This is a genomic window from Achromobacter sp. FW305-C-13 (genome assembly GCF_058783475.1).
The window spans coordinates 1,147,377-1,168,504 of sequence record NZ_JBYSYN010000002.1 but is presented as its reverse complement, the minus strand read 5'-3'; the positions used below and the strand labels follow the sequence as shown (position 1 = coordinate 1,168,504).

Sequence of the window (21,128 nt, the reverse complement as noted above, 5' to 3'; positions counted from 1 at the left end):
TTCGAAGCTGGGGAGAGGCGGGTGAAACGAATACTGCTTGCGGGCGCGATAACGGCACTGGCGTTGCAGGGGCACGGCGTACAGGCGCAAGCCGCCCCGCGCGACTATCCCTACCCCATCAAGGCCGGGCTGTCGGCCGTGGTGAAGATCAGCGGCGGCGACGCCCAGCGCGCCACCGTGCGCGTGGGCAACGGACCCGAGCAGCAGCTCGCCAGCTTCGACGACGAGGAAGTCGACCAGATGGCATCCGTGGACATCGACCACGACGGCTACCGTGACCTCGTGCTGGGGCAAAGCGGCGGCGGCACGCAGCTCATCACCCGCCTGTTCCTGTACCGGCCCGCCACCGGCACCTTCCAGGAAATCCAGCACCCCGACAAGACGAGTCCCTGCCGGGGCTTCGTCAATCCGGTGTTCGACGACAAGCAGGCCCGGATCAGCGTGGGCTGCCGCTACGGCGCCGCCAGCAACGGCGCCGAGGAATACGTGCTGCGCCCCGACGGCACGGTGCACGCCACGTCGTGGTCCACCCAGGCCTTGTTCGGCCTGGACGACGCGCCGGCCGAACTGACCTACCACTTCCGCGAAGACGGCTCGACTGCACGCATCGACATCGAAGGCGAAGGATCCCCGCTGGAAGACGGCACCGTGCCGGTCAGCAAGCTGGACCTCTACGACGCGCCCGACGTGAACGCCAGGCCGGCGATGACCGCCGCCGAAGGCGAGCACCTGGACGTGGTGGCGATCCGCCCGCGCGACTGGCTGCAGGTACGCTACGCCAGCAAGACGGCGGGCGACGTCCTCAAATGGGTGCGCTATGGCGATCTGCGCGTGGACAAGCATCAACTGCCGGCACCTCCGCCGCAAGGCGGCCTGGAGCTGGAGCTCGCCGACACCTTGGCAGACTGGAACGGCGAGGACGGCGGCATCTTCCTCCTCAGCGTGGCCAACCGCGGCGAAGCGCCGGCGCAATTGAAGGCGCCGCGCGTCTGGCTGTTGCTGACCAACGCGCAAGGCGACCGCATCGTGCACCCGCTGTACCAGCGCGAAGGCGACACCCTGTACCCGGCCAACCCGCTGGGTTTTGCCCGCGACCCCGTGGTCTGGAGTCCGGACGAAGACGGCAAGCCGGCCTACATGGTCAACGACAACGGCTACGGCAGCGTCCCCTTCCTGCCCCTGCTGGCGCCCGGCAAATACCGCGCCGCCGCCGTCGTCACCGACCCGGGCAATCTCGCCCAACCCCTCGTCTCCAATGAAATCGAGTTTGACTACCCGCTGCCGAAGCGGCCGCCCGCGCCGCAGTAGGCGCAGTCGCACTCAAAGACCACCTACATGCGATCCCCTGCCAGCCCTGTTCGATCCCGCCCCGTCCGTCGCCTGGCGCTCCTGCTCTTTGCACTGCTGCTCGCTGCCGCCGCATTGGTGGCCACGGGGTTGCTGACCGCCGCCCGCCCCGCCGATGTGGCCGTCGTGCTGGGCAACACCGTGCAAGCCGACGGACGGCCATCGCCCCGGCTGGCCGCCCGCCTGGACCGCGCCTACGACTGCTATGCGGCCTCGCAATGCCGCATCCTGTTCGTCAGCGGCGGCGTGGATCCGGCCGGCGCGGACGAAGCCGCAGTCATGCGCGACTACCTGCTGGCGCGGGGCGTGCCCGCCGACCGCATCGTGACCGACAGCGCAGGCGTGGACTCCTGGTCCACCGCGCGGCATGCCAGCGCCTATATGCGCGAACACGGCTATACCCGCGCGTTGGCCGTCACCCAGTATTTCCACGTGCCTCGAACGATGCTGGCCCTGCGGCGCCAGGGCATACCGGACGTCAGCGGTGGCTATCCGCGCTTCTTCGAAGGGCGCGACCTGTACTCCGTTTTTCGCGAGCTGCCAGCCGTAGCGTGGTACGCGTTCCGGCCGCTATAGTGGCGCTCTTGCCGTCAAACAGAATGCGTTGAACAACCCAAGGACCCCGACGCCGTGCAGATCTTTCACAACCCCGTCCATGACAAGCATGCTGGCCGCCAGGAGATGTTCCGCGGCAAGCTCGTCCCCTGCCACGAAACGCCGGCCCGGCTGGAATACGTGCTGGACGCGTTGCGTCAACGCGGCATCGGCGATCTGCTGGCCCCGTCCGCGCCCGACATGGACCTGATCAAGCGCGTGCACACCCCGCGCTATGTGGACTTCCTGGCCAGCGCATGGCGCGACTGGGTCGCGCTGGATCCGGCCAACGCCGACATCGACATCCTGCCTTCGGTCTGGCCCGTGCGCGGCTTCCGCCACGATATCGAACCCACCAATTTCGCGGCGCGCGTCGGCCTGTTCTCGTTCGACAGCGGCTGTCCGCTGACGGCGGGCACCTGGGAAGCGGCCACCGCCGGCGCAGCCTGCGCCATCGACGCCGCGCGCGCCGTCACCGCCTCCGGTGGCCCCCGTGCCGCCATGGCATTGACGCGCCCGCCGGGCCACCATGCCGGCGCCGATTTCTTCGGCGGCTACTGCTTCCTGAACAACGCCGCGCTGGCCGCGCAAGCCTTGCGCGACGCGGGCGCCGAACGCGTCGCCATCCTTGACGTGGATTACCACCACGGCAATGGCACGCAAAGCATCTTCTATGAACGCGGCGACGTGCTGACGGTCTCGGTGCATGGCGACCCGACCACCGAATACCCGTTCTTCCTGGGCTATGCCGATGAACATGGGGCAGGCGCGGGCGCAGGCGCCAACCTGAACCTGCCGCTGGCCGCGGGCACCGGTTTTGCCGCGTGGACCGACGCGCTGGAACAAGGCATCGCCGCCATCCGGGCGTTCAAGGCCGACGCGGTTGTGATCGCGTTGGGTGTGGACACCTACGAAGGCGACCCCATCTCCAAGTTCAAGCTGAAAAGCGCCGACTACCTGCAAGTGGGCCGCCATCTGGCCAGCCTTGGGCTGCCCGCGGTCTTCACGATGGAAGGCGGCTATGCCGTGGCCGACGTGGGGATCAATGTGGCGAACGTGCTGGAAGGCTTCGGCGGCTAAGCCGCCCAAGCCCTTATCCATCAGTCACGCGTTTCCAGCACCTTGTTGATGCGCAGCGCCAGCAAGGTGCACGCGGCGCCCGACAGCAGATAGATGCTGACGGCCACCAAGCCGAAACGCGCCGACAGGCCCAACGCAACCAGCGGCGCGAAGGCCGCGCCAATCAGCCATGCCATGTCGGAGGTCAGCGCCGCGCCGGTATAGCGGAAGCGGCGCGTGAAGTTCGCGGTGACCGTGCCCGAGGCCTGGCCATACGACAGGCCCAGCAGCGCGAAGCCCACCAGGATGAACGCGTCCTGCCCCATCGGCCCGCCGCCCAGCAGCCACGGCGTGAACAGCGCAAACACGGCGATCAGCACGGCCAGCAAGCCCAACGTGGTGCGCCGGCCGATGCGGTCGGCGAGCCAGCCCGAAGCCACCGTGCCCAGGATGCCGATCACTGCGCCGATGATCTGCACGATCAGCACGTCGGATATCTGTTGCGTGGCGCTGACCGCGATCCAGGAAAGCGGAAACACCGTGACCAGGTGGAACAGCGCATAGCTGGCCAAGGCCGCGAACGCGCCAATGAAAAGGTTATATCCCTGCGAACGCAGCATCTCGGCAATGCTGATGGGTTCAAGCTCGCCCTCTTCCAGCAACTGTGTGTATTCCTCAGTGACGACCAGGCGCAACCTGGCGAAGAGCGCCACCACGTTGATGGCGAAGGCGACGAAGAACGGATAGCGCCAGCCCCACTCCAGGAAGTCGGACTGCGTCAGCGTGACGTGCAGATACAGGAACAGCGCACTGGCCACCATGAAGCCGACGGGCGCGCCCAGCTGGCCCATCATCGAATACCAACCGCGGCGGTTGGGCGGCGCGTTCAGCGCCAGCAACGACGGCAACCCGTCCCATGACCCGCCGAATGCCAACCCTTGCAAGCAGCGGAATACCGCCAGCAAGGTGATCGCGTGCGCGCCGATGGTGTTGTAGCTGGGCAGGAACGCCATGCCCACCGTGGCGGTACCCAGCAGGAACAGCGCGACAGTCAGCTTTGTGGCGCGGCCCCAACGCCGCTGGATCGCCATCGACAGCGCGGTGCCGATGGGACGCATGATGAACGCGAAAGAGAAGATGACGAAGGCCCAGAGCGTGCCTTCCAGCTGCGGTTCGAAGGGGAAGAAGACCTTCGGAAAAACCAGCACGCAGGCGATGCCGAATACAAAGAAATCGAAGTATTCAGAGGCGCGTCCCACCACCACGCCGACGGCGATTTCACCCGGGGCCACCTTGGCGTGGCTGGCCCCGCCGGCCGTTGGCCCCGGGCCGGGAACAGCGGGGGCATGACCGGGATATTGCGTGGTGGTCGACATGGGTTTGCTCACTGTAGGAGGTCCGAAATACGCCACTGCCCTGCACACTTTTGTTCTTTTTACCCTAGATTTTTCGCGGCTTCCAGCGTAGTGTTGCGTTTACCTCCCACGGTTACGTTTCGAGGTATGGCTATGCCGTCCTTCACAAGGCTCCGCGGATTGATCCTGATTGCCGCCCTGCCATTGCTCGCCGGATGCAATGCGGTGCTGCTGTCGCCATCAGGCGATGTCGCGCTTCAACAGCGTAATCTGATCATCATCTCCACCGGCTTGATGCTGCTGATCATCGTGCCGGTGATCTTCCTGACTTTCCTGTTCGCGTGGCGCTATCGGGCCAGCAACAGGCAAGCTCACTACGACCCGGAATGGAACCACTCCACGATGCTGGAGCTGCTGATCTGGGCCGCGCCGCTGCTGATCATCATCGCGCTGGGCGCGTTGACCTGGGTCAGCACGCACCAGCTCGATCCCTACCGGCCGCTTGCACGCTTGTCCGAAGGGCGCGAGGTACCCGCGGGCACCAAGCCGCTTGTCGTCGAAGTGGTGGCGCTGGACTGGAAATGGCTGTTCCTGTATCCCGAGCAAGGCATCGCCACCGTCAATGAGATGGCAGCACCCGTCGACCGCCCCATCCAGTTCAAGATCACGTCGTCGACGGTGATGAATTCCTTCTTCGTGCCGGCGCTGGCGGGCCAGATCTACGCCATGCCCGGCATGCAGACGACGCTGCACGCGGTGATCAACCACCCCGGCGAATACGAAGGCCTGTCCGCCAACTACAGCGGCTCGGGCTTCTCGGGCATGCGCTTCAAGTTCCATGGCCTGGATCAGCAGGGCTTCGACAAGTGGGTGGCCGACGCCCGCGCGTCCACCGGCAAGCTCAGCCGCGACGCCTACCTGAAGCTTGAACAGCCCAGCGAACGCAACCCGGTGCAGCACTACGCCACCTTTGCGCCCGGCCTGTTCGATGCCATCGTGAACCGCTGCGTCGAAGGCAACCGCATGTGCATGAAGGACGCGATGGCCATCGACTCGCAAGGCGGCATGGGCATTCCTGGTGCGCTCAACGTCACCACGCTGGACACGGAAACGCGCGAACGCCTGGGCCTGACCGGCACGCCGCCGCGCAAGTATGTAGGCGCCATGTGCACGTCCACCGAAGGGCTCGTGTTGTAGCGGCTTGCCGCGAGTCCGTCGCGACACGGGCCGGCCGATGCAGGGGCTTCATGAAATTGTGGTCTTTACGCTGGAATCGAGATGCCTGATCAACCAGACCTCATCAAGCTGATCTTCGGTCGACTGACCTGGGACGCCATTCCCCTCCACGAACCCATCCTGCTTGCCACCTTCTTCATGGTGGCGGTCGGCGGCATCGTCGTGCTGGGCTCCATCACGTACTACAAGAAATGGGGCTACCTGTGGCACGAATGGTTCACCAGCATCGACCACAAGAAGATCGGGATCATGTATGTGATCCTGGGCATCGTGATGCTGTTGCGGGGCTTCGCCGACGCCATCATGATGCGCTTGCAGCAGGCCGTGGCCTTCGGCGACTCGACGGGCTACCTGCCGCCGCACCACTATGACCAGATCTTCACCGCGCATGGCGTGATCATGATCTTCTTCGTGGCCATGCCGCTGGTCACGGGGCTGATGAACTACATCGTGCCGCTGCAGATCGGCGCGCGCGACGTGGCCTTCCCCTTCCTGAACAACTTCAGTTTCTGGATGACGACAGGCGGCGTCGTGCTGGTCATGATGTCGCTGTTCGTCGGCGAATTCGCGCGCACGGGGTGGCTGGCGTATCCACCCTTATCGGGGATCATGCAGAGTCCGGACGTGGGGGTCGATTACTACATCTGGGCCTTGCAGATAGCAGGGGTGGGAACCCTGCTATCCGGCGTCAACCTGCTGGTCACCATCGTGAAGATGCGCGCGCCCGGCATGACCATGATGCGCATGCCCATCTTCACCTGGACCGCGCTGTGCACCAACGTGCTGATCGTGGCCGCCTTCCCCGTGCTGACCGCCGTGCTGGCCCTGCTGTCCATGGACCGCTACGTTGGCACCAACTTCTTCACGGCGGACTTCGGCGGCAACGCCATGATGTACGTGAACCTGATCTGGATCTGGGGCCACCCCGAGGTCTACATCCTGATTCTGCCCGCCTTCGGCATCTTCTCCGAAGTCGTGTCCACCTTCTGCAGCAAGCGCCTGTTCGGCTATGCGTCCATGGTGTACGCCACCGTGGTGATCACGGTGCTGTCGTACCTGGTCTGGCTGCACCACTTCTTCACCATGGGGTCCGGGGCCAGCGTGAACTCGTTTTTCGGGATCACGACGATGATCATCTCGATCCCGACCGGCGCCAAGATCTTCAACTGGCTGTTCACGATGTACCGCGGCCGCATCCGCTTCGAGGTGCCGATGCTGTGGACGATGGGCTTCATGGTCACCTTCGTGATCGGCGGCATGACGGGCGTGCTGCTGGCCGTGCCGCCTGCCGACTTCGCCCTGCACAACAGCCTGTTCCTGATTGCGCACTTCCACAACGTCATCATCGGCGGCGTGCTGTTCGGGCTGATGGCCGGCATCACGTATTGGTTCCCCAAGGCGTTCGGCTACAAGCTCGACCCGTTCTGGGGCAAGTGCTCGTTCTGGTTCTGGCTGGTGGGCTTCTACGTGGCGTTCATGCCGCTGTACGTGCTGGGGTTGATGGGCGTGACGCGCCGCGTGAACCACTTCGAAGACATGTCGCTGCAGATCTGGTTCCAGGTGGCGGCCTTCGGCGCGCTGCTGATCGCGTGCGGCATCGCCAGCTTCATCATCCAGCTGGTGGTCAGCTACCGCCGCCGTGACCAGTTGCGCGACAACACGGGAGATCCCTGGGACGGCCGCACGCTGGAATGGTCCACGTCGTCGCCCCCGCCCAACTACAACTTCGCCTTCACGCCGCGCGTGCATGACCTGGATGCCTGGTGGCAGATGAAGCAGCACGGCTACCAACGGCCGCAACAGGGCTTCATCCCCATCCACATGCCGAAGAACACCTGGGCCGGCATCGTGTTGGCGGCGATCAGCGTGGTGATGGGCTTTGCGCTGATCTGGCACATGTGGCCGCTGGCGGTGCTGTCGTTCGTGGCGCTGATCCTGGTCTCCATCGTCCATACCTTCAACTACAAGCGTGACTACTACGTGCCGGCCGACGAGGTCGTGCGCGAAGAAGCTACCCGCACACGACTGTTGGCGAAACATGTCTGATACCTTGGCCCCCACCCTGCCCGGCGGCACCACGCCGCCCCCGGAGCCCGTGTTCTACGTCGCGGGCGAACACCATCCCAAGAACGGCACCCTGCTGGGGTTCTGGGTCTACCTGATGAGCGACTGCCTCATCTTCGCCTGCCTGTTCGCGACATACGGCGTGCTGGGCCGCAACTACGCGGCGGGCCCATCGGGTGCCGACCTGTTCGACCTGCCGCTGGTGGCGGTGAACACCTCCTTGCTGCTGCTGTCGTCCATCACTTATGGCTTCGCCATGCTGGAGATGCGGCGCAACCGTATCGGCGCCACCCAGCTGTGGCTGGCCGTCACGGGCATCCTGGGGCTGGGCTTCCTGTCATTGGAACTGTATGAGTTCGCGCACCTGATCCACCAGGGAGCTGGCCCGCAGCGCAGCGCCTTCCTGTCATCGTTCTTCACGTTGGTCGGCACCCACGGCCTGCACGTCACCTTCGGCATCGTCTGGCTGGTGACGATGATGATCCAGGTGCAGATGCACGGCCTGATCCCCGAAAACCGGCGCCGCCTGATGTGCCTGTCGATGTTCTGGCACTTCCTGGACCTGATCTGGGTGGGCGTGTTCACCTTCGTGTACCTGATGGGAGTACTGCCATGAGCTCGCACATGGAAAACCTGGCCCATCACGGGCATGGCGGCCACGGCCATGGCGGCGGCCACGATCACCACGACGACGATGACGGCGCGGGCCACGGCACGCTGAAAAGCTACGTGACGGGCTTTGTCCTGGCAGCCATCCTGACCGCCATTCCGTTCTGGCTGGTGATGGACCGGGTCTTCGCCAATTCGCGTACGACCGCGCTGGTGATCCTGGCCTTTGCCGTGGTGCAGATCGTCGTGCACATCGTGTACTTCCTGCACATGGACGCCAAGTCCGAAAGCGGGTGGAACATGTTGGCGTTAATATTCACGCTGGTGCTGGTCGTAATCACGCTCAGCGGGTCAATCTGGATCATGTATCACTTGAACTCCAATATGATGCCCATGTCCACACACGACATGCGGAATATGCCCTGATGGCAGCAGTAAAAGACACTCACTCCGGCGACACCTCCCGTAATCCGCGCAGCAAAACCACCCTGGTCATCCTGGGGGTGGTTGCTGCCGCGCTCTTCGCAGGCCTGTGCGCCCTGGGCACCTGGCAGGTGCATCGCCTGGCCTGGAAGCGCGACCTGATCGCCCAAGTCGACCAGCGGGCCCATGCGGCTACCACGCCGGCGCCAGGCAAACGCGATTGGCGGTCGCTGAGCTTCAACAATGCCGAGTACCGCCACGTGGCCGCTTCCGGCACGTATCAATACGACCGCCAGACGTTGGTGCAGGCCGCCACCGAACTGGGCAGCGGCTACTGGGTCATGACCCCGCTGCAGTTGCCGGACGGCGGCACGGTGCTGGTCAACCGCGGCTTCGTGCTGCCGGAATGGCGCAAGAACCAGGCCGCGGCCACGCAACCGCCGGCCGAGGGCAGCGTCACGGGCCTGCTGCGCATGGGCGAACCCGGCAGCGGCTTCCTGCGCAACAACGATCCCGCCGCCAACCTCTGGTATTCACGCGACCTGCCGGCAATCGCCGCCGCGCGCGGCCTGACCGACGTGGCGCCCTACTTCATCGACGCCGACGCCGCGTCCAGCCCGGGCCGGGATCCCGCGAAAGCGCCGGTCGGCGGCCTGACGGTGCTGAGCTTCCCGAACAACCATCTGGTCTATGCCATCACCTGGTATGCGCTGGCGCTGATGATCATCGTGGGTGTGGTGATCTTCGTGCGCGAAGAAAGACGCGCACGCCGCAAGGCCTGAGACCCCGCACCAAAAGCTCCCTCGGGAGCTTTTTTTACGAACCGCCTCGTGCAATGGCCTCGCGGTGGGATCACCCCGTCTGGCCAGCCCTTCAACGCCCCGCCCAATCGATGCTACCCAGCTCCGGGCACACCCACGAACCTTGCAGCCGTTCCCGGATCTGCGCCAGACTTTGCTCCACCAGCAGGCTGCCGTCGCGGAACACCGGCACCAATGCGCCGCCCGCGGCTTGCTCGGGTGTCTGCTGGTCATGCAGCACATACCCCGTGGCCGTTTCATCGACCCGCAGCAGGCCCTTGGCCGAGCGCTTCACGCCCGAATCGGTCACCGGGTCCTTCACCAGCTCCTGGGGTTCGCCGTTGACTTCGGCATACGTGGCCTTCAACGCCCAACCGAAGGTGTCGCGCGTCAGGTATTGATAGGTGTAGGACCCGATGCCCAGCACGACGTTGCCAGAGGCGAAACCCTTCTTTTCCAGCCGGACCAGGATGTCGCGGCCACGGGCCAGCGTGATGGAGTCACCGTAGATCAGGCCCACGTGCGAGTCCAGCAGCTTGTAGCCTCGCTCCGTCACCACGCCGCCGAAGCTATCCCACAGGCACTGCACCGCGCCCTTCACTTCGGCCTCGCGCAGCGATTGGCTTGCGCGTGCATCTTCGTCCAGCAGCCAGTACGCGCCGGTCGCGGCATCGCGTACCGCCTCGAAGCCGTCGCGGCGTGCGGCAGCCATTGCCGTAGTGTCTTCCACGCTGGCGACGTCGGTGCAGAAGTAGCCGGTCAGGATCTTCACGGGGTCGCCTGAATCGGGGCGGAACACGACCTTGGCGTTGCCGAAAGCGTCGGGCTGGCGCGCCAGGATCTCCGGCTTCAACGCGGCGGCAAAGTCCGTCACCACCTGCCAGAAGTCCCAGGTATCCGAGACCACCGACACGATGCCCGCCGGATAGACCTGCGTGACCAGGCGACGGATCGTTTCGATTTCGCCCTCCTTGCTGCCCAGGCACATGACCGAGTGCTCCGTGGCCGGCACGGAGCCGCCGATCAGTTCGCGGTCGGAATCCGCGCCGTAGAGATCTTCCAGATAGTCGATGGCCGGAATCGTGTCGGTGCCGGTAAACGACAAGAGGTGACCCGCGCCGCACTTGCGGGCGTCATACAGGCCCGCCATGCCGCGCATCGAAAAGTCATGCCCCTGCCAGTTCACGAAGTCCATCGGGCTGCCCGTCAGGCGGGCGAAGTAGGTCAACAGCTTGCGGTACTCGAAGGCGATCGTGGCCACCGTCGACGCCTTCCACGATTCGCAACTGAACAGCGTTTCGATATAGGTGACCAGCCACGCGAATTCCGGGTGGGTGTTGACGAAGGTCACCGGCGGCACACGGATATCCACCCGCGCGCCCTCGGGCACCGAACGGATTTCCAGCGGCAGGTAGCCCAGTTCATACAGCGCCTGCAGGTGGTCCACGGTAACCGCGCCCTTGCCCAGCGCATTGTCCACACGGCGCTGATACTGGCGCACGGCGGCACCGGCGGGCTTGCCGAAGAATTCGCGGTCGAACAGGTCGATCAAGATTTCCTTGATGAAGCCCTGCAGGCCGAACCAGACGATCTTGCCGTCGAACAGTTCGGGCAACACCGGCGCAAGCCGGGCCGAACGCGGCGTGAAGTTGGCCAGGATCTTGTTGGTGCCCTGGGGATACTGGAACGGGTGACCGGTCTTGTAGAAGTCGGCCTGCAGGAAGGGATTGATGCCGTTCTTGACGGTAAGGGAGTCGCGGGTATTCATGGCTCGGTTTCCTACTTAATTGACGATTACCGGGGCGCCAGCGCCTTCGGTGCCGGTCCAGTCGAATGCGGTGAAGATGCCTGCGTAGCGGACGTTCAACTCGCCCAGGCCCTTGCTGAACAGGCCGTGCGTGACGTACAGGTAAAGCGGCTGGCGCGTCTTATCGCGCAAGGCGGCAGCCAGTTCCAGGAAGGTGCGGCCGCCGTCGCAGATGTCGTCGACCACCAGCACGGGTTGCGCGGGGATGTCATCGGGCACGCGGGTCTCGGTAATGCGGCCGGTCTGCGGGTCGCGCACCTTTTCAGCGAAGCGCACGTCAGCCACGCCCAGCTTCTTGGCCAGCGCCTGCACGCGCTTGCGCGCCCCGGCGTCAGGCGCCATCAGGGTCACGCCGTCGGCAAAGACCGAGGCGGCCAGCGCGTTCTTCAGGAAGGCGGCGGCGTCGACCACTCGCACGCGCTGCAGCAGCGCGGGTGTCACATCGCTGTGCGGTTCCACCACGGTCACCGTGGCGTATTGCTGATCGTTGATCAACTTGCAGAACACGGCCGCCCCCAGCGCCTCGCCCGGATTGCAGACGCGGTCCTGCCGGGCGTACGGCACATAGGGCATGTCCAGATGCACCGGCGCCGCCGGGTTCAGGCGGCGCAGCGCGTCCGTCAGCATCAGCAACTGCATGACGTCGTCGGCCGACTTCAACAGGGCGTGGATGCGGAACTCGCTAGCCGCATCGGCCCTGGCCTGCAATCCCGCGGGCACCGTGACCTGGCTTTCGCCCCCGGGGAACACGAACGCAGCCGGCGTCTCGCTCTGGCGTTGTCCTTCTACTACCGCAGTGATGGTGAACATGATCAGCCCTTAGTGGCACTTTAAAACTAAGTGAGGCCAGTATAAGCCCACTTATTGTTGATTTGCAACTATGTTGAATACAAAGGGTGCGGCGCTTATCCGACGCTGCGGTCGAACAAGGCAAAGTCCTTCAGGCGATACAGGCGCGCGGGACGCTGCGCGCCCAGCACGTAGTCCTCGGTGGCTTCCAACACGCCCCACGCCTCCATCTTGCGGCGGAAATTCGATTTCTCCAGCCGCGTCTGCAGGATGGCTTCATAGGTGTGTTGCAGCTCGGTCAGGGTGAAGCGCTCCGGCAACAGGAAGAACGGCAAGGTCGAATAACTGGACTTGCCACGCAAGCGAGCCACGGCGGCCGCCACGATGTCCGCATGGTCGAACGCCAAGGGCGGCAGCGCGTCCACGTTCACAAACCGGAACCCGGCCTGCGTCGCGGCCTCCAGCTCGGCCGCCGGCACCAGGGCCACATAGGAAACGGACAGCGACCACTTGCGCGGGTCGCGGCCCGGCCCCGAGAACACCTGCAACTGCTCGAGGTAGCGCGGCTCGAACCCGGTCTTGTCCCGCAGCACGCGGCGGATGCTGGCTTCGGTGCTGGCGTCTTCGTCCACGTGCACCACCCCGCCCGGCAGCGCCATCGCGTCCTTATAGGGCGCACGGTCGCGCTGGTGCAGGGCGATTTCCAGTCCACCCGCCCGTAAGGTGAGCAAGACGGCATCGACGGTGACGAGGGGCAGTGGATAGTCCACGGGCAGCTCCGTAAGTAAGACTTCGGGGCAAGATGCCACTATGGCGTGCGGCAGTCAAACGGAGCACCGTGAGGCAAGCCGATCATGCCAAGGACCAGCGCCCAGGAATTAACAGGAATAGCCGGAACATCCTATGCAATAAGCAGAAATTAACGGAAATGTTTTACACTGGGGTCTGGGAACACCGCTTGGCGCTATGCCGAGCGTGCTGTTCCCTTTGTTTTTTCCCACCCAAATCCCCAGGAGATCCCCGGATGAAAAAGACGCTGCTCGCCGCTGCGATGCTGACCGCTTTTACAGGCATCGCTCAGGCAGAACCGTCAGTCACCCTCTATGGTGTCATCGACACCGGCATCGGCTACAACAAGATCAAAGGCGACGGCTACAGTGGTAGCAAGCTCGGCATGATCAACGGCATCCAGGCCGGCTCCCGCTGGGGCCTGCGCGGATCCGAAGATCTGGGCGATGGCCTGCGTGCCGTCTTCAAGCTGGAAAGCGGTTTCGACTCCGCCAACGGCCAGCGCGGACAATCCGGCCGCCTGTTCGGCCGCCAAGCCACCATCGGCCTGGCCAACGACGCCTGGGGCCAGCTGGATTTCGGCCGCCAAGCCACGATCGGCTCAAACTACCTGGCCGACATCGATCCCTTCTACACCAGCTACACCCAATCCAACCTGGGCCTGGGTTTCAGCGCGGCCAACACCATGCGCTGGGACAACATGGTCATGTACCGCACCCCTTCGGTGAACGGTTTTGAATTCGGCATCGGCTACTCGTTCAACGCGGACGACACGACCGCCGACCAGACGGGCTTTCGCACCGCCGACAACACGCGCGGCATCACCGCCGGCCTGCGCTACGTGCAAGGCCCGCTGAACGTCGCGCTGACGTACGACCAGATGAACGGCTCGCACCGCAGCACCACGATCGACCAGGACGCCACGCCGCGCCAGTACGCGCTGGGCGTGTCGTATGACCTGGAAGTCGTGAAGCTGGCCGCCGCCTACGGCCGCACCACCGACGGCTGGTTCGTCGGCCAGGACCTGCCCGCCGGCACGCCCTTCAGCGACGAATTCGGCACCAACCGCTTCGTGAACGGCTTCAAGGCGAACGCCTACATGCTGGGCGCGACCCTGCCCGTGGGCGGCGCCAGCAGCGTCTTCGCCTCGTGGCAACACGTCGCCCCGTCCAACGACAAGTTGACGGGCGGCGATGCCAACATGAACGTCTACAGCGTGGGCTACACCTACGACCTGTCCAAGCGCACCAATCTGTACGCCTACGGTTCGTACGGCACGGATTACGCGTTCATCGACGGGCTGAAGAGCACCGCCGCAGGCGTGGGCATCCGCCACCAGTTCTAAGCGTCGCACAGCGTCAAAACGCGCCGGCCCCTAACGGGGCCGGCGTTTTTTATCGCCGGGCGATTCGCCGTAGATGCGGCGGTACATCGCGATGAACGCGCTGTCGCTGGCGTACCCCACCGCGTGCGCGACGGCCGTGACCGACATGCCTTCGGCCAACCGCGCCCGGGCGAACAGCAAGCGGGTCTGCGTGCGCCAGCGGGCAAACGGCAGTCCGGTTTCGGTCAGGAACAAGCGCTCCACGGTGCGGCTGCTGGCGCCCACGCGGCTGGCCCAATCCTCCAGGGACAGCGGGCAAGCCGGGTTCGCCAGCAATTCGCGGGCAATGGGCACAAGCCGGCGGTCGCGCGGCATCGGCAGAGGCATGGGCGCAGCGGGTGCTGCCGCCAATTCATCCAGCAAGGTATCCACAATGCGGCTCTGCGCCGCGGTGAGTCCGGCGTCGGCCGACCAATCCGTCACGCGCAGGATCAACTCGCGCAACAGGGGATTGACGTCCAGGATCTGCGGTTCGGCCGGCAATCCCGGATAGGCCTGCACGTCGAAATACAGGCTGCGGTAGGCGAACGTGCCATGCATGGCCGTGCGGTGCGTGCAGCCAGCGGGCAGCCATGCGGCCTGCAGCGGCGCCAGTTGCCCCACCCGGTCCGGCAAGAACAGCGTGACCCCGCCTTCGGCCTGGTAAAGCAGCTGCGTGCGGCGATGCGTGTGCCAATCCGAGGCGTGGGCGCGGGTATCGATGGCCAGCCCGACAACGGGGCAAACGGCGCTATCGGGATCCAGGACGGATTCTGGCGAGTAATGCGGCATGTCGGATTGACGATGTTTTATGGCGAAACAGCTTGATTTTGCTTCGCCCAGGCTGGATACGCTAGGCCCTTTTTTCCCGCACCCATGAAACACGCCTCCGCCCGCCGCGATGGGCTGCCGCCGCGCGGCTTGATCCTTGCGCTTCTGGCCCTGCCGCAGATTGCCGAGACCATTCTTGCCCCCGCCCTGCCGGACCTGACCCGGCACTGGCGACTGGACGCCGGCGCAGCCCAATCCGTCATGGGCATCTTCTTCCTGGGCTTCGCGCTGGGTGTCCTGCTGTGGGGACATCTGGCCGACGTCTGGGGCCGCCGTCCCGCCTTGCTCGCCGGCCTGGCCACAGGCCTGGCCGGGACGCTATGCGCGCTGGCGGCGCCTAGTTTCGAAGCCTTGTTGTTCGGCCGTTTCGTCCAGGCGGCCGGACTGGCGACGTGCTCGGTCGCGACGCAGACGCTGTTGCGCGACCGTCTGGCCGGCGACGCCCTGACGCGTTATTTCGTGACATTGGGCGCGGTGCTGGCGTGGTCCCCCGCCGTCGGACCCTTGGTCGGCCAACTGGTCTCGGACCGCCTGGGTTACCAGGGCGTGCTGCTGACCATTGCACTGGTCATCATGCTGCTGCTGGGCGCGGGCGGCCGCCTCCTTATCGAGACGCGTGGCGCCGCCACGGCCGCTGTCCCGCTACGGACCCTTGGCCGCCACATGCTGGCGGACGCGCCGCTGCGGCGCACCGCCGTGCAGGTCGCCGGCTTGAACTTCCTGGTGTTCTCGTTCTATTCCGCTGGCCCGTTCATGGTTGGCCCTCTGCCCGGCCTGGGATTCGGTTGGGCCGGCCTGGCCGTTGCCGCTGCCGGCTGCCTGGGCGCGGCCAGCAACCGGCGTCTGCCGGCCGAAACCGGTCCGGCGCAACGCGTGCGCTATGGCTTGCGCTGCGTCCTGGCCGGCGTAGTGGCGCAATGCGCCGTGGTGTGGCTGTTGCCGCAGCCGGGGCTGGTGTGGGCCATCGCGGCGTTGCCCCTCTTTGCAGGCTATGGGCTCGCCATCCCGAACCTGCTTGGACCGGCCTTGAAGCAGTACGGCCACTGCCTGGGACGGGCGGGCGCCTTGTTCGGGCTTGGTTACTACACCCTGTTGGGCGCGGGATTGGCGGCCAGTTCGTGGCTGCCCTTTGACTCGGCCCTACCCTTGTCTTGCGCGTGGCTCGCAGTATGTGCGCTGCTGCTGGCCACGCAGCGTCGGCCTCACCCGCGCGCGCCCGCGCGTTCCAGCAACTGAACCGTGGCACGCTGCCCGCGTTGGCGGGCATGCGCAAGCGGCGTGCGGCCATCGCCGTCGGCCAGGTTCACGTCGGCGCCGCCCTCGATCAACAGCGCCACGATCTCCTGATGGCGCGGGCCGCCGTCGCTCAAGATGATGGCTTCCAGCAACCCCGTCCAGCCCAGCCGGTTTACATGGTTGGGGTCCACCCCAGCCTTCAGCAGCGTCTTCACGATCTCGACGTGGCCGCGTTCGCATGCGGGGATCAGCGCCGTGCCGCCATAGCGGTTGGTGCTTTTCAGGTCTGCGCCGTGGCGTAGCGTCAGGTCCAGGATCTCGCGATAGCCTTGCGCACCCGCCAGCAGGTAGGCGCTGTCCTGCATCTGGTTCTGCGCGTTCACGTCCGCCCCCGCCTCGATCAGGACGCGCGCAGTTTCAGCATGGTTGCCTTGGGTCGCACGCAGCAAGGCGGTGTTGCCCTGCCCGTCCCGCGTCTCCAGCGGTGCGCCGATGGCCAGCAATTCGCGCACGCGGGCCGTCTCGCCCTGCGCGGCGGCGGTCCGCAGTTGCGCAGCCGGATCCTCGGCCGCCAGCGCCCCCGCGCCCACGGCGCTCAAGACCGCAACAAAACAAGCCCGCCAGAATTTGATGATCGCCATTGCCGGTATCCTTTTCATGAATCACAGGTAGATTATGGACAAGCACGCCGGCATTGGGAATTTCCCCTAGCCGCCGGCAGTGCAATACGCGGGACATACGCGCCAGTCATGATTCGACACCTTTCGATCGCAGCCCCTGCCGGCCAATGACCCAGACCTCTACCCTCCAGAATCCCGCCCTGATCCACCGCCCCCTCGCGCGCCTGCTGGCCGCGGCCTTGTTGCCCCTGGCCCTTGCCGCCTGCAATGGCGGCGGCGATGACGACGACGACACGCCCGCCGTCACCCCGCCGCCTGTTGTCGTCGACCCGGCGCCGGAACCCGAGACGCCCACGCGCAACACCGCCTATCTGAAGGCCAAGGCCGGCGACGTCATCCAGGTCCGCATCGAAGAGCTGAACCCCACGCAAGCCGCCATCGGCTACGACCAGATCTACTACAAGCTGGGACGCTGGCAAGGCGACTTCAATCGGTCCACGTGGGCGGCCGATCCCGCCTTGCAGCTGGACTATCTGGACCGCACCGTCGGCAAGAAATTCGACGATTACTGCGAAGACATGGGTGGCACCGAACGCGCGCAGAAGTTCGCGGACATCGCCACGGCCCGCGCCGCGCGGCTGGACCAGCCTGCCACCTTCGCCTGCAAGGACGCGCCGGGCACGCATACGGAAAACCTGAAGACCGTCGTGGTCGGCTGGGACGGCAATCTGTACCTGACCGACGGCCACCACACGTTCTCGTCCTTGCGCACAATTTTCGACGGAGGCCCCAAGCTGCCCGTCTGGGTGAAGGTCGACGCCAACTACAGCGACCTGCCCACTGCGGCTGCTTTCTGGCAACGCATGGTCGACGAGCGCCGCGCCTGGTTGCGCGACGGCCAGAACCAGCCCATCACCGTGGACCAGTTGCCCACCCGCCTGGGCATGGCCAACGCCGACGAGGCCGGCGGCATGCAAGAGGACCGCTACCGCTCGCTGGTCTACTACACCCGCGACGTCGCCTACAAGAACGGCAGCCTGCCCGAGTTCGCGGAATTCCTGTGGGGCGACTGGCTGCGCCGCCAGGCCGCGGCGGGCCAGTTGCCTGCGCTTGACCAGTACAAGATGCAAGCGCCTGCGACGCCCGCACAGATCCTGGCGGCCAGCTCGTTCAACGCGACGCTGGTGCCGGGCGGCGCGAACGACAGCTACGCCACCGCCGTGCGCGACGCGTCCTTGAAGATGGGTGCCCTGGCCGCCACCGACATCGTGTTCGACGATCGTACGGCGGCCAGCCTTGGCGGGATTCCGCTGGTGGCGAACGTCGCGGCCGGCGTTTCCATCAAGGGCTCGCGCGACACGCTGGACGAGCTGATCCGTAACGACGTCAAGAGCGACAACACCCCGCGCAACGCCGGCAAGCTGTGGTTCGCCGTCAACTACCGCGCTTGCGGCAAGCCCGCGGCAGGCACCTGCTGGGGCTGGTAGGACGGTGCGCCGCCCTAGGCGGCGATCTGCATGGCCGGCCGGGCATTGACCCGGTCGCACCATGCCCGCACATGCGGGTGGTTCTGCACCGCCCCCAGGAAGGCGCTGTACCCGACCACCGATCCGACGATCAGGTCGGCCAGCGAATATGCCGCGCCCAGGATCCAGGGTTGCTTGGACAGATGACCGTCCAGCACGGCCAGCAGCGCATTCATGTCCGCGAGGCCGGCCTCGGCCTGCCTGGCATCCCGGCGCGCCTCCTCTCCGTGGGTCGCGTGGTACACCCGCCAGAGCACGGCGCCATACGACACATAGCTCCACGCGCACCAAGACATGGCCAGCAGCCGCGCCGGCGTGTTCGGCGCCGGCCACAGCCCCGCGTCCACGCCATAGCGTTCTCCCAGCCACAATTGGATCGCCAGGGACTCGAACATCGGCGCGCCATCCACCGTCAGCGTCGGCACCTGGCCGTGGGGATTGAGCGCCAGGAATTCCGGACGCCGTTGTTCGCCCGCTTCGATGTCGACGACGACACGCTCGTGGGGCACGCCAAGTTCCGTCAAGGCGCAGGCAATGGGCAGCGCACTGGACCTGGGGTGCCAGTAAAGAACGATGGACATGGGCAAATCTCCTATTCATCTGCAAGAAGCTTCGTCCGCGGCGGAATGCCTCGGTCAGCAGGCGCACTGTAGAAGCCATTGCGGACAGATTCCGCCCTCGATTCGCGGTATCGTAGGCCGATGCTAACCGCCAGCAATCGCCTGCTACGCCTGCTCTCGCTGCTGCAAACCCGCCGCCACTGGGCGGGTGCGGAACTTGCCGAGACCCTGGCCATCCACCCGCGCACCCTGCGACGCGACATCGATCGGCTGCGAGAACTGGGCTATCCCGTCCAGGCCAGCAGCGGGGTCGCCGGCGGCTATGCCTTCCGCCCAGGCAACGCCTTGCCGCCGCTGCTGCTGGATGACGACGAAGCGCTGGCGGTGGCCATCACGCTGCGCACGGCGGCCACGGGTTCGGTGGGAGGCATCGAAGAGTCCGCGCTGCGCGCGCTGGTGAAGCTTGAACAGGTCATGCCGGCGCGCCTGCGGCGCCGGGTAGAGGCTTTGAAAGCGGTCATCGTGCCGATAGACCGGGGCGGCCCGACCGTCGACGCGGGCTTACTCGCCACGCTGGCCGCCGCCTGTCGTGACCAGCTTCTGATCGAGTTCGGCTACACCGACATCCGTGGCAAGACCAGCCGCCGGCATGTCGAACCCCAGGGTATGGCGCACACGGCCCAACGCTGGTACCTGGTGGCATGGGACCCGGCGCGCGACGATTGGCGCACGTTCCGCATCGACCGCATTACCGGCACGCCGAGCGTCGGTGGCCATTTCACGCCGCGTCCATCGCCTGAAGGCGGAGACCTGCGGGCGTTCGTCTCACGGTCGATTCACGTGGCGCCGTATGCGGAACAGGCGCAGATCATTCTGCACGCGCCACTGGCCGTTATGGCGCAGCAGCTGGCCGAATCCGCCAGCCAGCTTCAGCCCTTGGACGAGGCGCGCTGCCTGCTGCAATGCGGCGCCGATTCGCTGGATTCCCTGGCGTACTGGCTGATGACGCTGGATGTGGATTTTGAAGTGCTCGCGCCGGATGCGCTACGGGATCGCCTGAAAGCCGCGGCGAAACGCCTGGCACGCAGCGTGCAGGCCTAGCCAGGTCTGCGCTCAGAGGACCTTTTCGGTATTGTCGGCCTTGGTCAGTTGCTGCATGGCCAGCGACAGCTTGGCAGCAATCGCCAGGCGCTCGTCGGCCGACATCGCGTCGTATTCCTTCTTCGAGATGCCCAGCGAGGCCAGCGCGGCATAGAACATCTTTTCTTCCAGCGACATGGACGCGTAGTCCATGAATTCCTGCTCGGCGCTGGACGGCGTCGATACCGTGCTGCCCGACACCCCGCCCGCCATCGCAGACTGATTGCGCTCAGCGGCGTTCAGGAAGGCAGTGCGGAATGCGCTGTCCGCGCCGGCGAAAGACGTGCCGGCGGAAGGCGCGCCAGATGCCCTGGCGCCCAAGGCGTTCGCGATATTCGTCGTGTTCATGTCGGTCATCCAGAAGGCGGGATCTCCCGCAGCCTGACACGGTAGCGCCGGCAAACCGTCGGAGATGGGGCGGTCTGACGCCTGATTCTGCCGTTTTTCCCGCTATTGCCGTTTGTGTATTTTTCGCACGCTTCGAGTATCTTGTGGCTCTTTCCCGCCCTTTCCGAGACCCGAACAATGAGCATCGATTCCCTCCCCGTCCAGGACAAGCACGCCGCGCCCGGCGCGGACGCCTTTCTTCAATTCCTGGTCAACCTGGTGAACAACGGCAGCCAGATCGAAAGCATCGGCGTCACGTTGCAGATGGGCGGCATGCTGGTGTCCGGCTCGATCGTGTCGGGCGCGGAATACTTCGACCGCTTCGCCGCCAGCTTCACGAATTCGCTCGGCGCGATGGACGCAGAGACGCGCACAACCGTGCATGCTTCCCTGGCCGAACTGGGCGACGTCTTCCGCGTGCCTCAACCCGCTGATCCGTTGCCCAACTACATCCACTTGTCCGACGCCTTGTTCTTCGCGGCCGACGGCACGCCTGTCGCGGGCCAACCTACGTTGTGGCGCGGCCGCACCAGCGCGGTCGACGGATTCATCTTGGGCCGTTTGCAATCCGACGCGGCAAGCTGAAACACCCC

At 65.4% G+C, this 21,128-nt stretch carries 21 protein-coding genes; 13 read left to right on the top strand and 8 right to left on the bottom strand.

Translation table 11 applies throughout. The annotated features are described in order from the left end of the window. Positions 1 to 21: 21 nt before the first annotated feature. The 3 genes from AC3WMU_RS16670 to AC3WMU_RS16660 are packed head-to-tail and all read left to right on the top strand — an operon-like array spanning position 22 to position 3,021. Complete coding sequence (locus tag AC3WMU_RS16670) at positions 22 to 1,308, top strand: XAC2610-related protein (RefSeq protein ID WP_492282689.1); 1,287 nt, start codon at positions 22 to 24, stop codon at positions 1,306 to 1,308. A 27-nt stretch (positions 1,309 to 1,335) separates the two neighbouring features. Then, positions 1,336 to 1,923 carry a YdcF family protein gene (locus tag AC3WMU_RS16665; protein WP_454677718.1) on the top strand — a complete coding sequence of 196 codons (588 nt, stop codon included), beginning with the start codon at positions 1,336 to 1,338 and terminating at the stop codon, positions 1,921 to 1,923. A gap of 54 nt (positions 1,924 to 1,977) precedes the next feature. Further along, positions 1,978 to 3,021 (top strand): histone deacetylase family protein, encoded by a 1,044-nt coding sequence (locus AC3WMU_RS16660; protein WP_424625072.1) that lies wholly within the window; start codon positions 1,978 to 1,980, stop codon positions 3,019 to 3,021. Positions 3,022 to 3,041: 20 nt separating this feature from the next. Here AC3WMU_RS16660 and AC3WMU_RS16655 read toward each other — a convergent pair whose 3' ends face one another. After that, the gene (locus tag AC3WMU_RS16655; protein ID WP_006226495.1) at positions 3,042 to 4,376 is read right to left on the bottom strand and encodes an MFS transporter; all 1,335 of its coding nucleotides are present in this window, start codon (positions 4,374 to 4,376) and stop codon (positions 3,042 to 3,044) included. Positions 4,377 to 4,508: 132 nt separating this feature from the next. Between AC3WMU_RS16655 and cyoA the strand changes: the two genes are divergently transcribed. The 5 genes from cyoA to AC3WMU_RS16630 all read left to right on the top strand — a co-directional run bounded on the left by cyoA (position 4,509) and on the right by AC3WMU_RS16630 (position 9,469). After that, positions 4,509 to 5,552: a ubiquinol oxidase subunit II gene (cyoA, locus tag AC3WMU_RS16650; RefSeq protein ID WP_035213824.1), complete on the top strand. Its 1,044-nt coding sequence runs from the start codon at positions 4,509 to 4,511 to the stop codon at positions 5,550 to 5,552. A gap of 81 nt (positions 5,553 to 5,633) precedes the next feature. Beyond that, the gene (gene cyoB / locus AC3WMU_RS16645; protein ID WP_492282688.1) at positions 5,634 to 7,637 is read left to right on the top strand and encodes a cytochrome o ubiquinol oxidase subunit I; all 2,004 of its coding nucleotides are present in this window, start codon (positions 5,634 to 5,636) and stop codon (positions 7,635 to 7,637) included. After that, positions 7,630 to 8,271: a cytochrome o ubiquinol oxidase subunit III gene (gene cyoC / locus AC3WMU_RS16640; RefSeq protein WP_006226498.1), complete on the top strand. Its 642-nt coding sequence runs from the start codon at positions 7,630 to 7,632 to the stop codon at positions 8,269 to 8,271. Before cyoB ends, cyoC begins: the two co-directional genes overlap by 8 nt. Continuing rightward, positions 8,268 to 8,690: a cytochrome o ubiquinol oxidase subunit IV gene (cyoD, locus tag AC3WMU_RS16635; protein WP_006226499.1), complete on the top strand. Its 423-nt coding sequence runs from the start codon at positions 8,268 to 8,270 to the stop codon at positions 8,688 to 8,690. The genes cyoC and cyoD overlap by 4 nt, the downstream gene beginning before the upstream one ends. Further along, the gene (locus tag AC3WMU_RS16630; RefSeq protein ID WP_006226500.1) at positions 8,690 to 9,469 is read left to right on the top strand and encodes an SURF1 family protein; all 780 of its coding nucleotides are present in this window, start codon (positions 8,690 to 8,692) and stop codon (positions 9,467 to 9,469) included. The genes cyoD and AC3WMU_RS16630 overlap by 1 nt, the downstream gene beginning before the upstream one ends. A 91-nt stretch (positions 9,470 to 9,560) precedes the next feature. Here the strand turns inward: AC3WMU_RS16630 and AC3WMU_RS16625 are convergent, their stop codons facing one another. From AC3WMU_RS16625 to AC3WMU_RS16615, 3 genes are all read right to left on the bottom strand, one after another. Next, the gene (locus tag AC3WMU_RS16625) at positions 9,561 to 11,255 is read right to left on the bottom strand and encodes a nicotinate phosphoribosyltransferase (protein ID WP_492282687.1); all 1,695 of its coding nucleotides are present in this window, start codon (positions 11,253 to 11,255) and stop codon (positions 9,561 to 9,563) included. 15 nt (positions 11,256 to 11,270) lie between these two features. Continuing rightward, a complete protein-coding gene (gene prs / locus AC3WMU_RS16620) occupies positions 11,271 to 12,104 on the bottom strand; it encodes a ribose-phosphate diphosphokinase (protein WP_280026465.1) in 834 nt (277 codons plus the stop codon). Positions 12,105 to 12,199: 95 nt separating this feature from the next. Beyond that, positions 12,200 to 12,853 (bottom strand): NUDIX hydrolase, encoded by a 654-nt coding sequence (locus AC3WMU_RS16615; protein ID WP_454677723.1) that lies wholly within the window; start codon positions 12,851 to 12,853, stop codon positions 12,200 to 12,202. Positions 12,854 to 13,107: 254 nt separating this feature from the next. Here AC3WMU_RS16615 and AC3WMU_RS16610 point away from each other — a divergent pair, with 254 nt between their 5' ends. After that, positions 13,108 to 14,217 carry a porin gene (locus tag AC3WMU_RS16610; RefSeq protein ID WP_492282686.1) on the top strand — a complete coding sequence of 370 codons (1,110 nt, stop codon included), beginning with the start codon at positions 13,108 to 13,110 and terminating at the stop codon, positions 14,215 to 14,217. A gap of 30 nt (positions 14,218 to 14,247) precedes the next feature. On the opposite strand, the gene AC3WMU_RS16605 is transcribed toward AC3WMU_RS16610, so the two are convergent. After that, positions 14,248 to 15,027, bottom strand: coding sequence for an AraC family transcriptional regulator (locus AC3WMU_RS16605; protein WP_488704119.1), 780 nt, complete (start codon positions 15,025 to 15,027; stop codon positions 14,248 to 14,250). Positions 15,028 to 15,111: 84 nt separating this feature from the next. Between AC3WMU_RS16605 and AC3WMU_RS16600 the strand changes: the two genes are divergently transcribed. After that, positions 15,112 to 16,302 (top strand): MFS transporter, encoded by a 1,191-nt coding sequence (locus AC3WMU_RS16600; RefSeq protein ID WP_280026461.1) that lies wholly within the window; start codon positions 15,112 to 15,114, stop codon positions 16,300 to 16,302. Here AC3WMU_RS16600 and AC3WMU_RS16595 read toward each other — a convergent pair. After that, on the bottom strand, positions 16,269 to 16,943 hold the full coding sequence (locus AC3WMU_RS16595; RefSeq protein WP_492282685.1) for an ankyrin repeat domain-containing protein: 675 nt from the start codon (positions 16,941 to 16,943) through the stop codon (positions 16,269 to 16,271). The two genes, AC3WMU_RS16600 and AC3WMU_RS16595, sit on opposite strands and share 34 nt — an antisense overlap. Positions 16,944 to 17,089: 146 nt before the next feature. On the opposite strand from AC3WMU_RS16595, the gene AC3WMU_RS16590 reads away from it, so the two are divergent. Beyond that, on the top strand, positions 17,090 to 18,409 hold the full coding sequence (locus tag AC3WMU_RS16590; protein WP_006226508.1) for a ParB/Srx family N-terminal domain-containing protein: 1,320 nt from the start codon (positions 17,090 to 17,092) through the stop codon (positions 18,407 to 18,409). 14 nt (positions 18,410 to 18,423) lie between these two features. On the opposite strand, the gene AC3WMU_RS16585 is transcribed toward AC3WMU_RS16590, so the two are convergent. After that, positions 18,424 to 19,029 (bottom strand): glutathione S-transferase family protein, encoded by a 606-nt coding sequence (locus AC3WMU_RS16585; RefSeq protein WP_006226509.1) that lies wholly within the window; start codon positions 19,027 to 19,029, stop codon positions 18,424 to 18,426. Positions 19,030 to 19,149: 120 nt separating this feature from the next. Here AC3WMU_RS16585 and AC3WMU_RS16580 point away from each other — a divergent pair, with 120 nt between their 5' ends. Beyond that, positions 19,150 to 20,109: a helix-turn-helix transcriptional regulator gene (locus tag AC3WMU_RS16580; RefSeq protein WP_492282684.1), complete on the top strand. Its 960-nt coding sequence runs from the start codon at positions 19,150 to 19,152 to the stop codon at positions 20,107 to 20,109. Between the two features lie 12 nt (positions 20,110 to 20,121). Here the strand turns inward: AC3WMU_RS16580 and AC3WMU_RS16575 are convergent, their stop codons facing one another. Then, positions 20,122 to 20,496, bottom strand: a complete 375-nt coding sequence (locus AC3WMU_RS16575) for a hypothetical protein (RefSeq protein ID WP_100220444.1) — start codon at positions 20,494 to 20,496, stop codon at positions 20,122 to 20,124. Positions 20,497 to 20,673: 177 nt separating this feature from the next. On the opposite strand from AC3WMU_RS16575, the gene gvpU reads away from it, so the two are divergent. Further along, positions 20,674 to 21,120, top strand: a complete 447-nt coding sequence (gvpU, locus tag AC3WMU_RS16570; RefSeq protein ID WP_006226512.1) for a gas vesicle accessory protein GvpU — start codon at positions 20,674 to 20,676, stop codon at positions 21,118 to 21,120. Positions 21,121 to 21,128: the final 8 nt, after the last annotated feature.

What these genes read in the sequence shown, in the direction of transcription:
- prs (WP_280026465.1), bottom strand. Translation starts at nt 12,104, where the DNA reads ATGTTCACCATCACTGCGGTAGTAGAAGGACAACGCCAGAGCGAGACG.
- cyoB (WP_492282688.1), top strand. Translation starts at nt 5,634, where the DNA reads ATGCCTGATCAACCAGACCTCATCAAGCTGATCTTCGGTCGACTGACC.
- gvpU (WP_006226512.1), top strand. Translation starts at nt 20,674, where the DNA reads ATGAGCATCGATTCCCTCCCCGTCCAGGACAAGCACGCCGCGCCCGGC.
- AC3WMU_RS16585 (WP_006226509.1), bottom strand. Translation starts at nt 19,029, where the DNA reads ATGTCCATCGTTCTTTACTGGCACCCCAGGTCCAGTGCGCTGCCCATT.
- cyoA (WP_035213824.1), top strand. Translation starts at nt 4,509, where the DNA reads ATGCCGTCCTTCACAAGGCTCCGCGGATTGATCCTGATTGCCGCCCTG.
- AC3WMU_RS16600 (WP_280026461.1), top strand. Translation starts at nt 15,112, where the DNA reads ATGAAACACGCCTCCGCCCGCCGCGATGGGCTGCCGCCGCGCGGCTTG.
- AC3WMU_RS16595 (WP_492282685.1), bottom strand. Translation starts at nt 16,943, where the DNA reads ATGGCGATCATCAAATTCTGGCGGGCTTGTTTTGTTGCGGTCTTGAGC.
- AC3WMU_RS16590 (WP_006226508.1), top strand. Translation starts at nt 17,090, where the DNA reads ATGACCCAGACCTCTACCCTCCAGAATCCCGCCCTGATCCACCGCCCC.
- cyoD (WP_006226499.1), top strand. Translation starts at nt 8,268, where the DNA reads ATGAGCTCGCACATGGAAAACCTGGCCCATCACGGGCATGGCGGCCAC.
- AC3WMU_RS16665 (WP_454677718.1), top strand. Translation starts at nt 1,336, where the DNA reads ATGCGATCCCCTGCCAGCCCTGTTCGATCCCGCCCCGTCCGTCGCCTG.
- AC3WMU_RS16625 (WP_492282687.1), bottom strand. Translation starts at nt 11,255, where the DNA reads ATGAATACCCGCGACTCCCTTACCGTCAAGAACGGCATCAATCCCTTC.
- AC3WMU_RS16610 (WP_492282686.1), top strand. Translation starts at nt 13,108, where the DNA reads ATGAAAAAGACGCTGCTCGCCGCTGCGATGCTGACCGCTTTTACAGGC.
- AC3WMU_RS16655 (WP_006226495.1), bottom strand. Translation starts at nt 4,376, where the DNA reads ATGTCGACCACCACGCAATATCCCGGTCATGCCCCCGCTGTTCCCGGC.
- cyoC (WP_006226498.1), top strand. Translation starts at nt 7,630, where the DNA reads ATGTCTGATACCTTGGCCCCCACCCTGCCCGGCGGCACCACGCCGCCC.
- AC3WMU_RS16605 (WP_488704119.1), bottom strand. Translation starts at nt 15,027, where the DNA reads ATGCCGCATTACTCGCCAGAATCCGTCCTGGATCCCGATAGCGCCGTT.
- AC3WMU_RS16630 (WP_006226500.1), top strand. Translation starts at nt 8,690, where the DNA reads ATGGCAGCAGTAAAAGACACTCACTCCGGCGACACCTCCCGTAATCCG.
- AC3WMU_RS16575 (WP_100220444.1), bottom strand. Translation starts at nt 20,496, where the DNA reads ATGAACACGACGAATATCGCGAACGCCTTGGGCGCCAGGGCATCTGGC.
- AC3WMU_RS16580 (WP_492282684.1), top strand. Translation starts at nt 19,150, where the DNA reads ATGCTAACCGCCAGCAATCGCCTGCTACGCCTGCTCTCGCTGCTGCAA.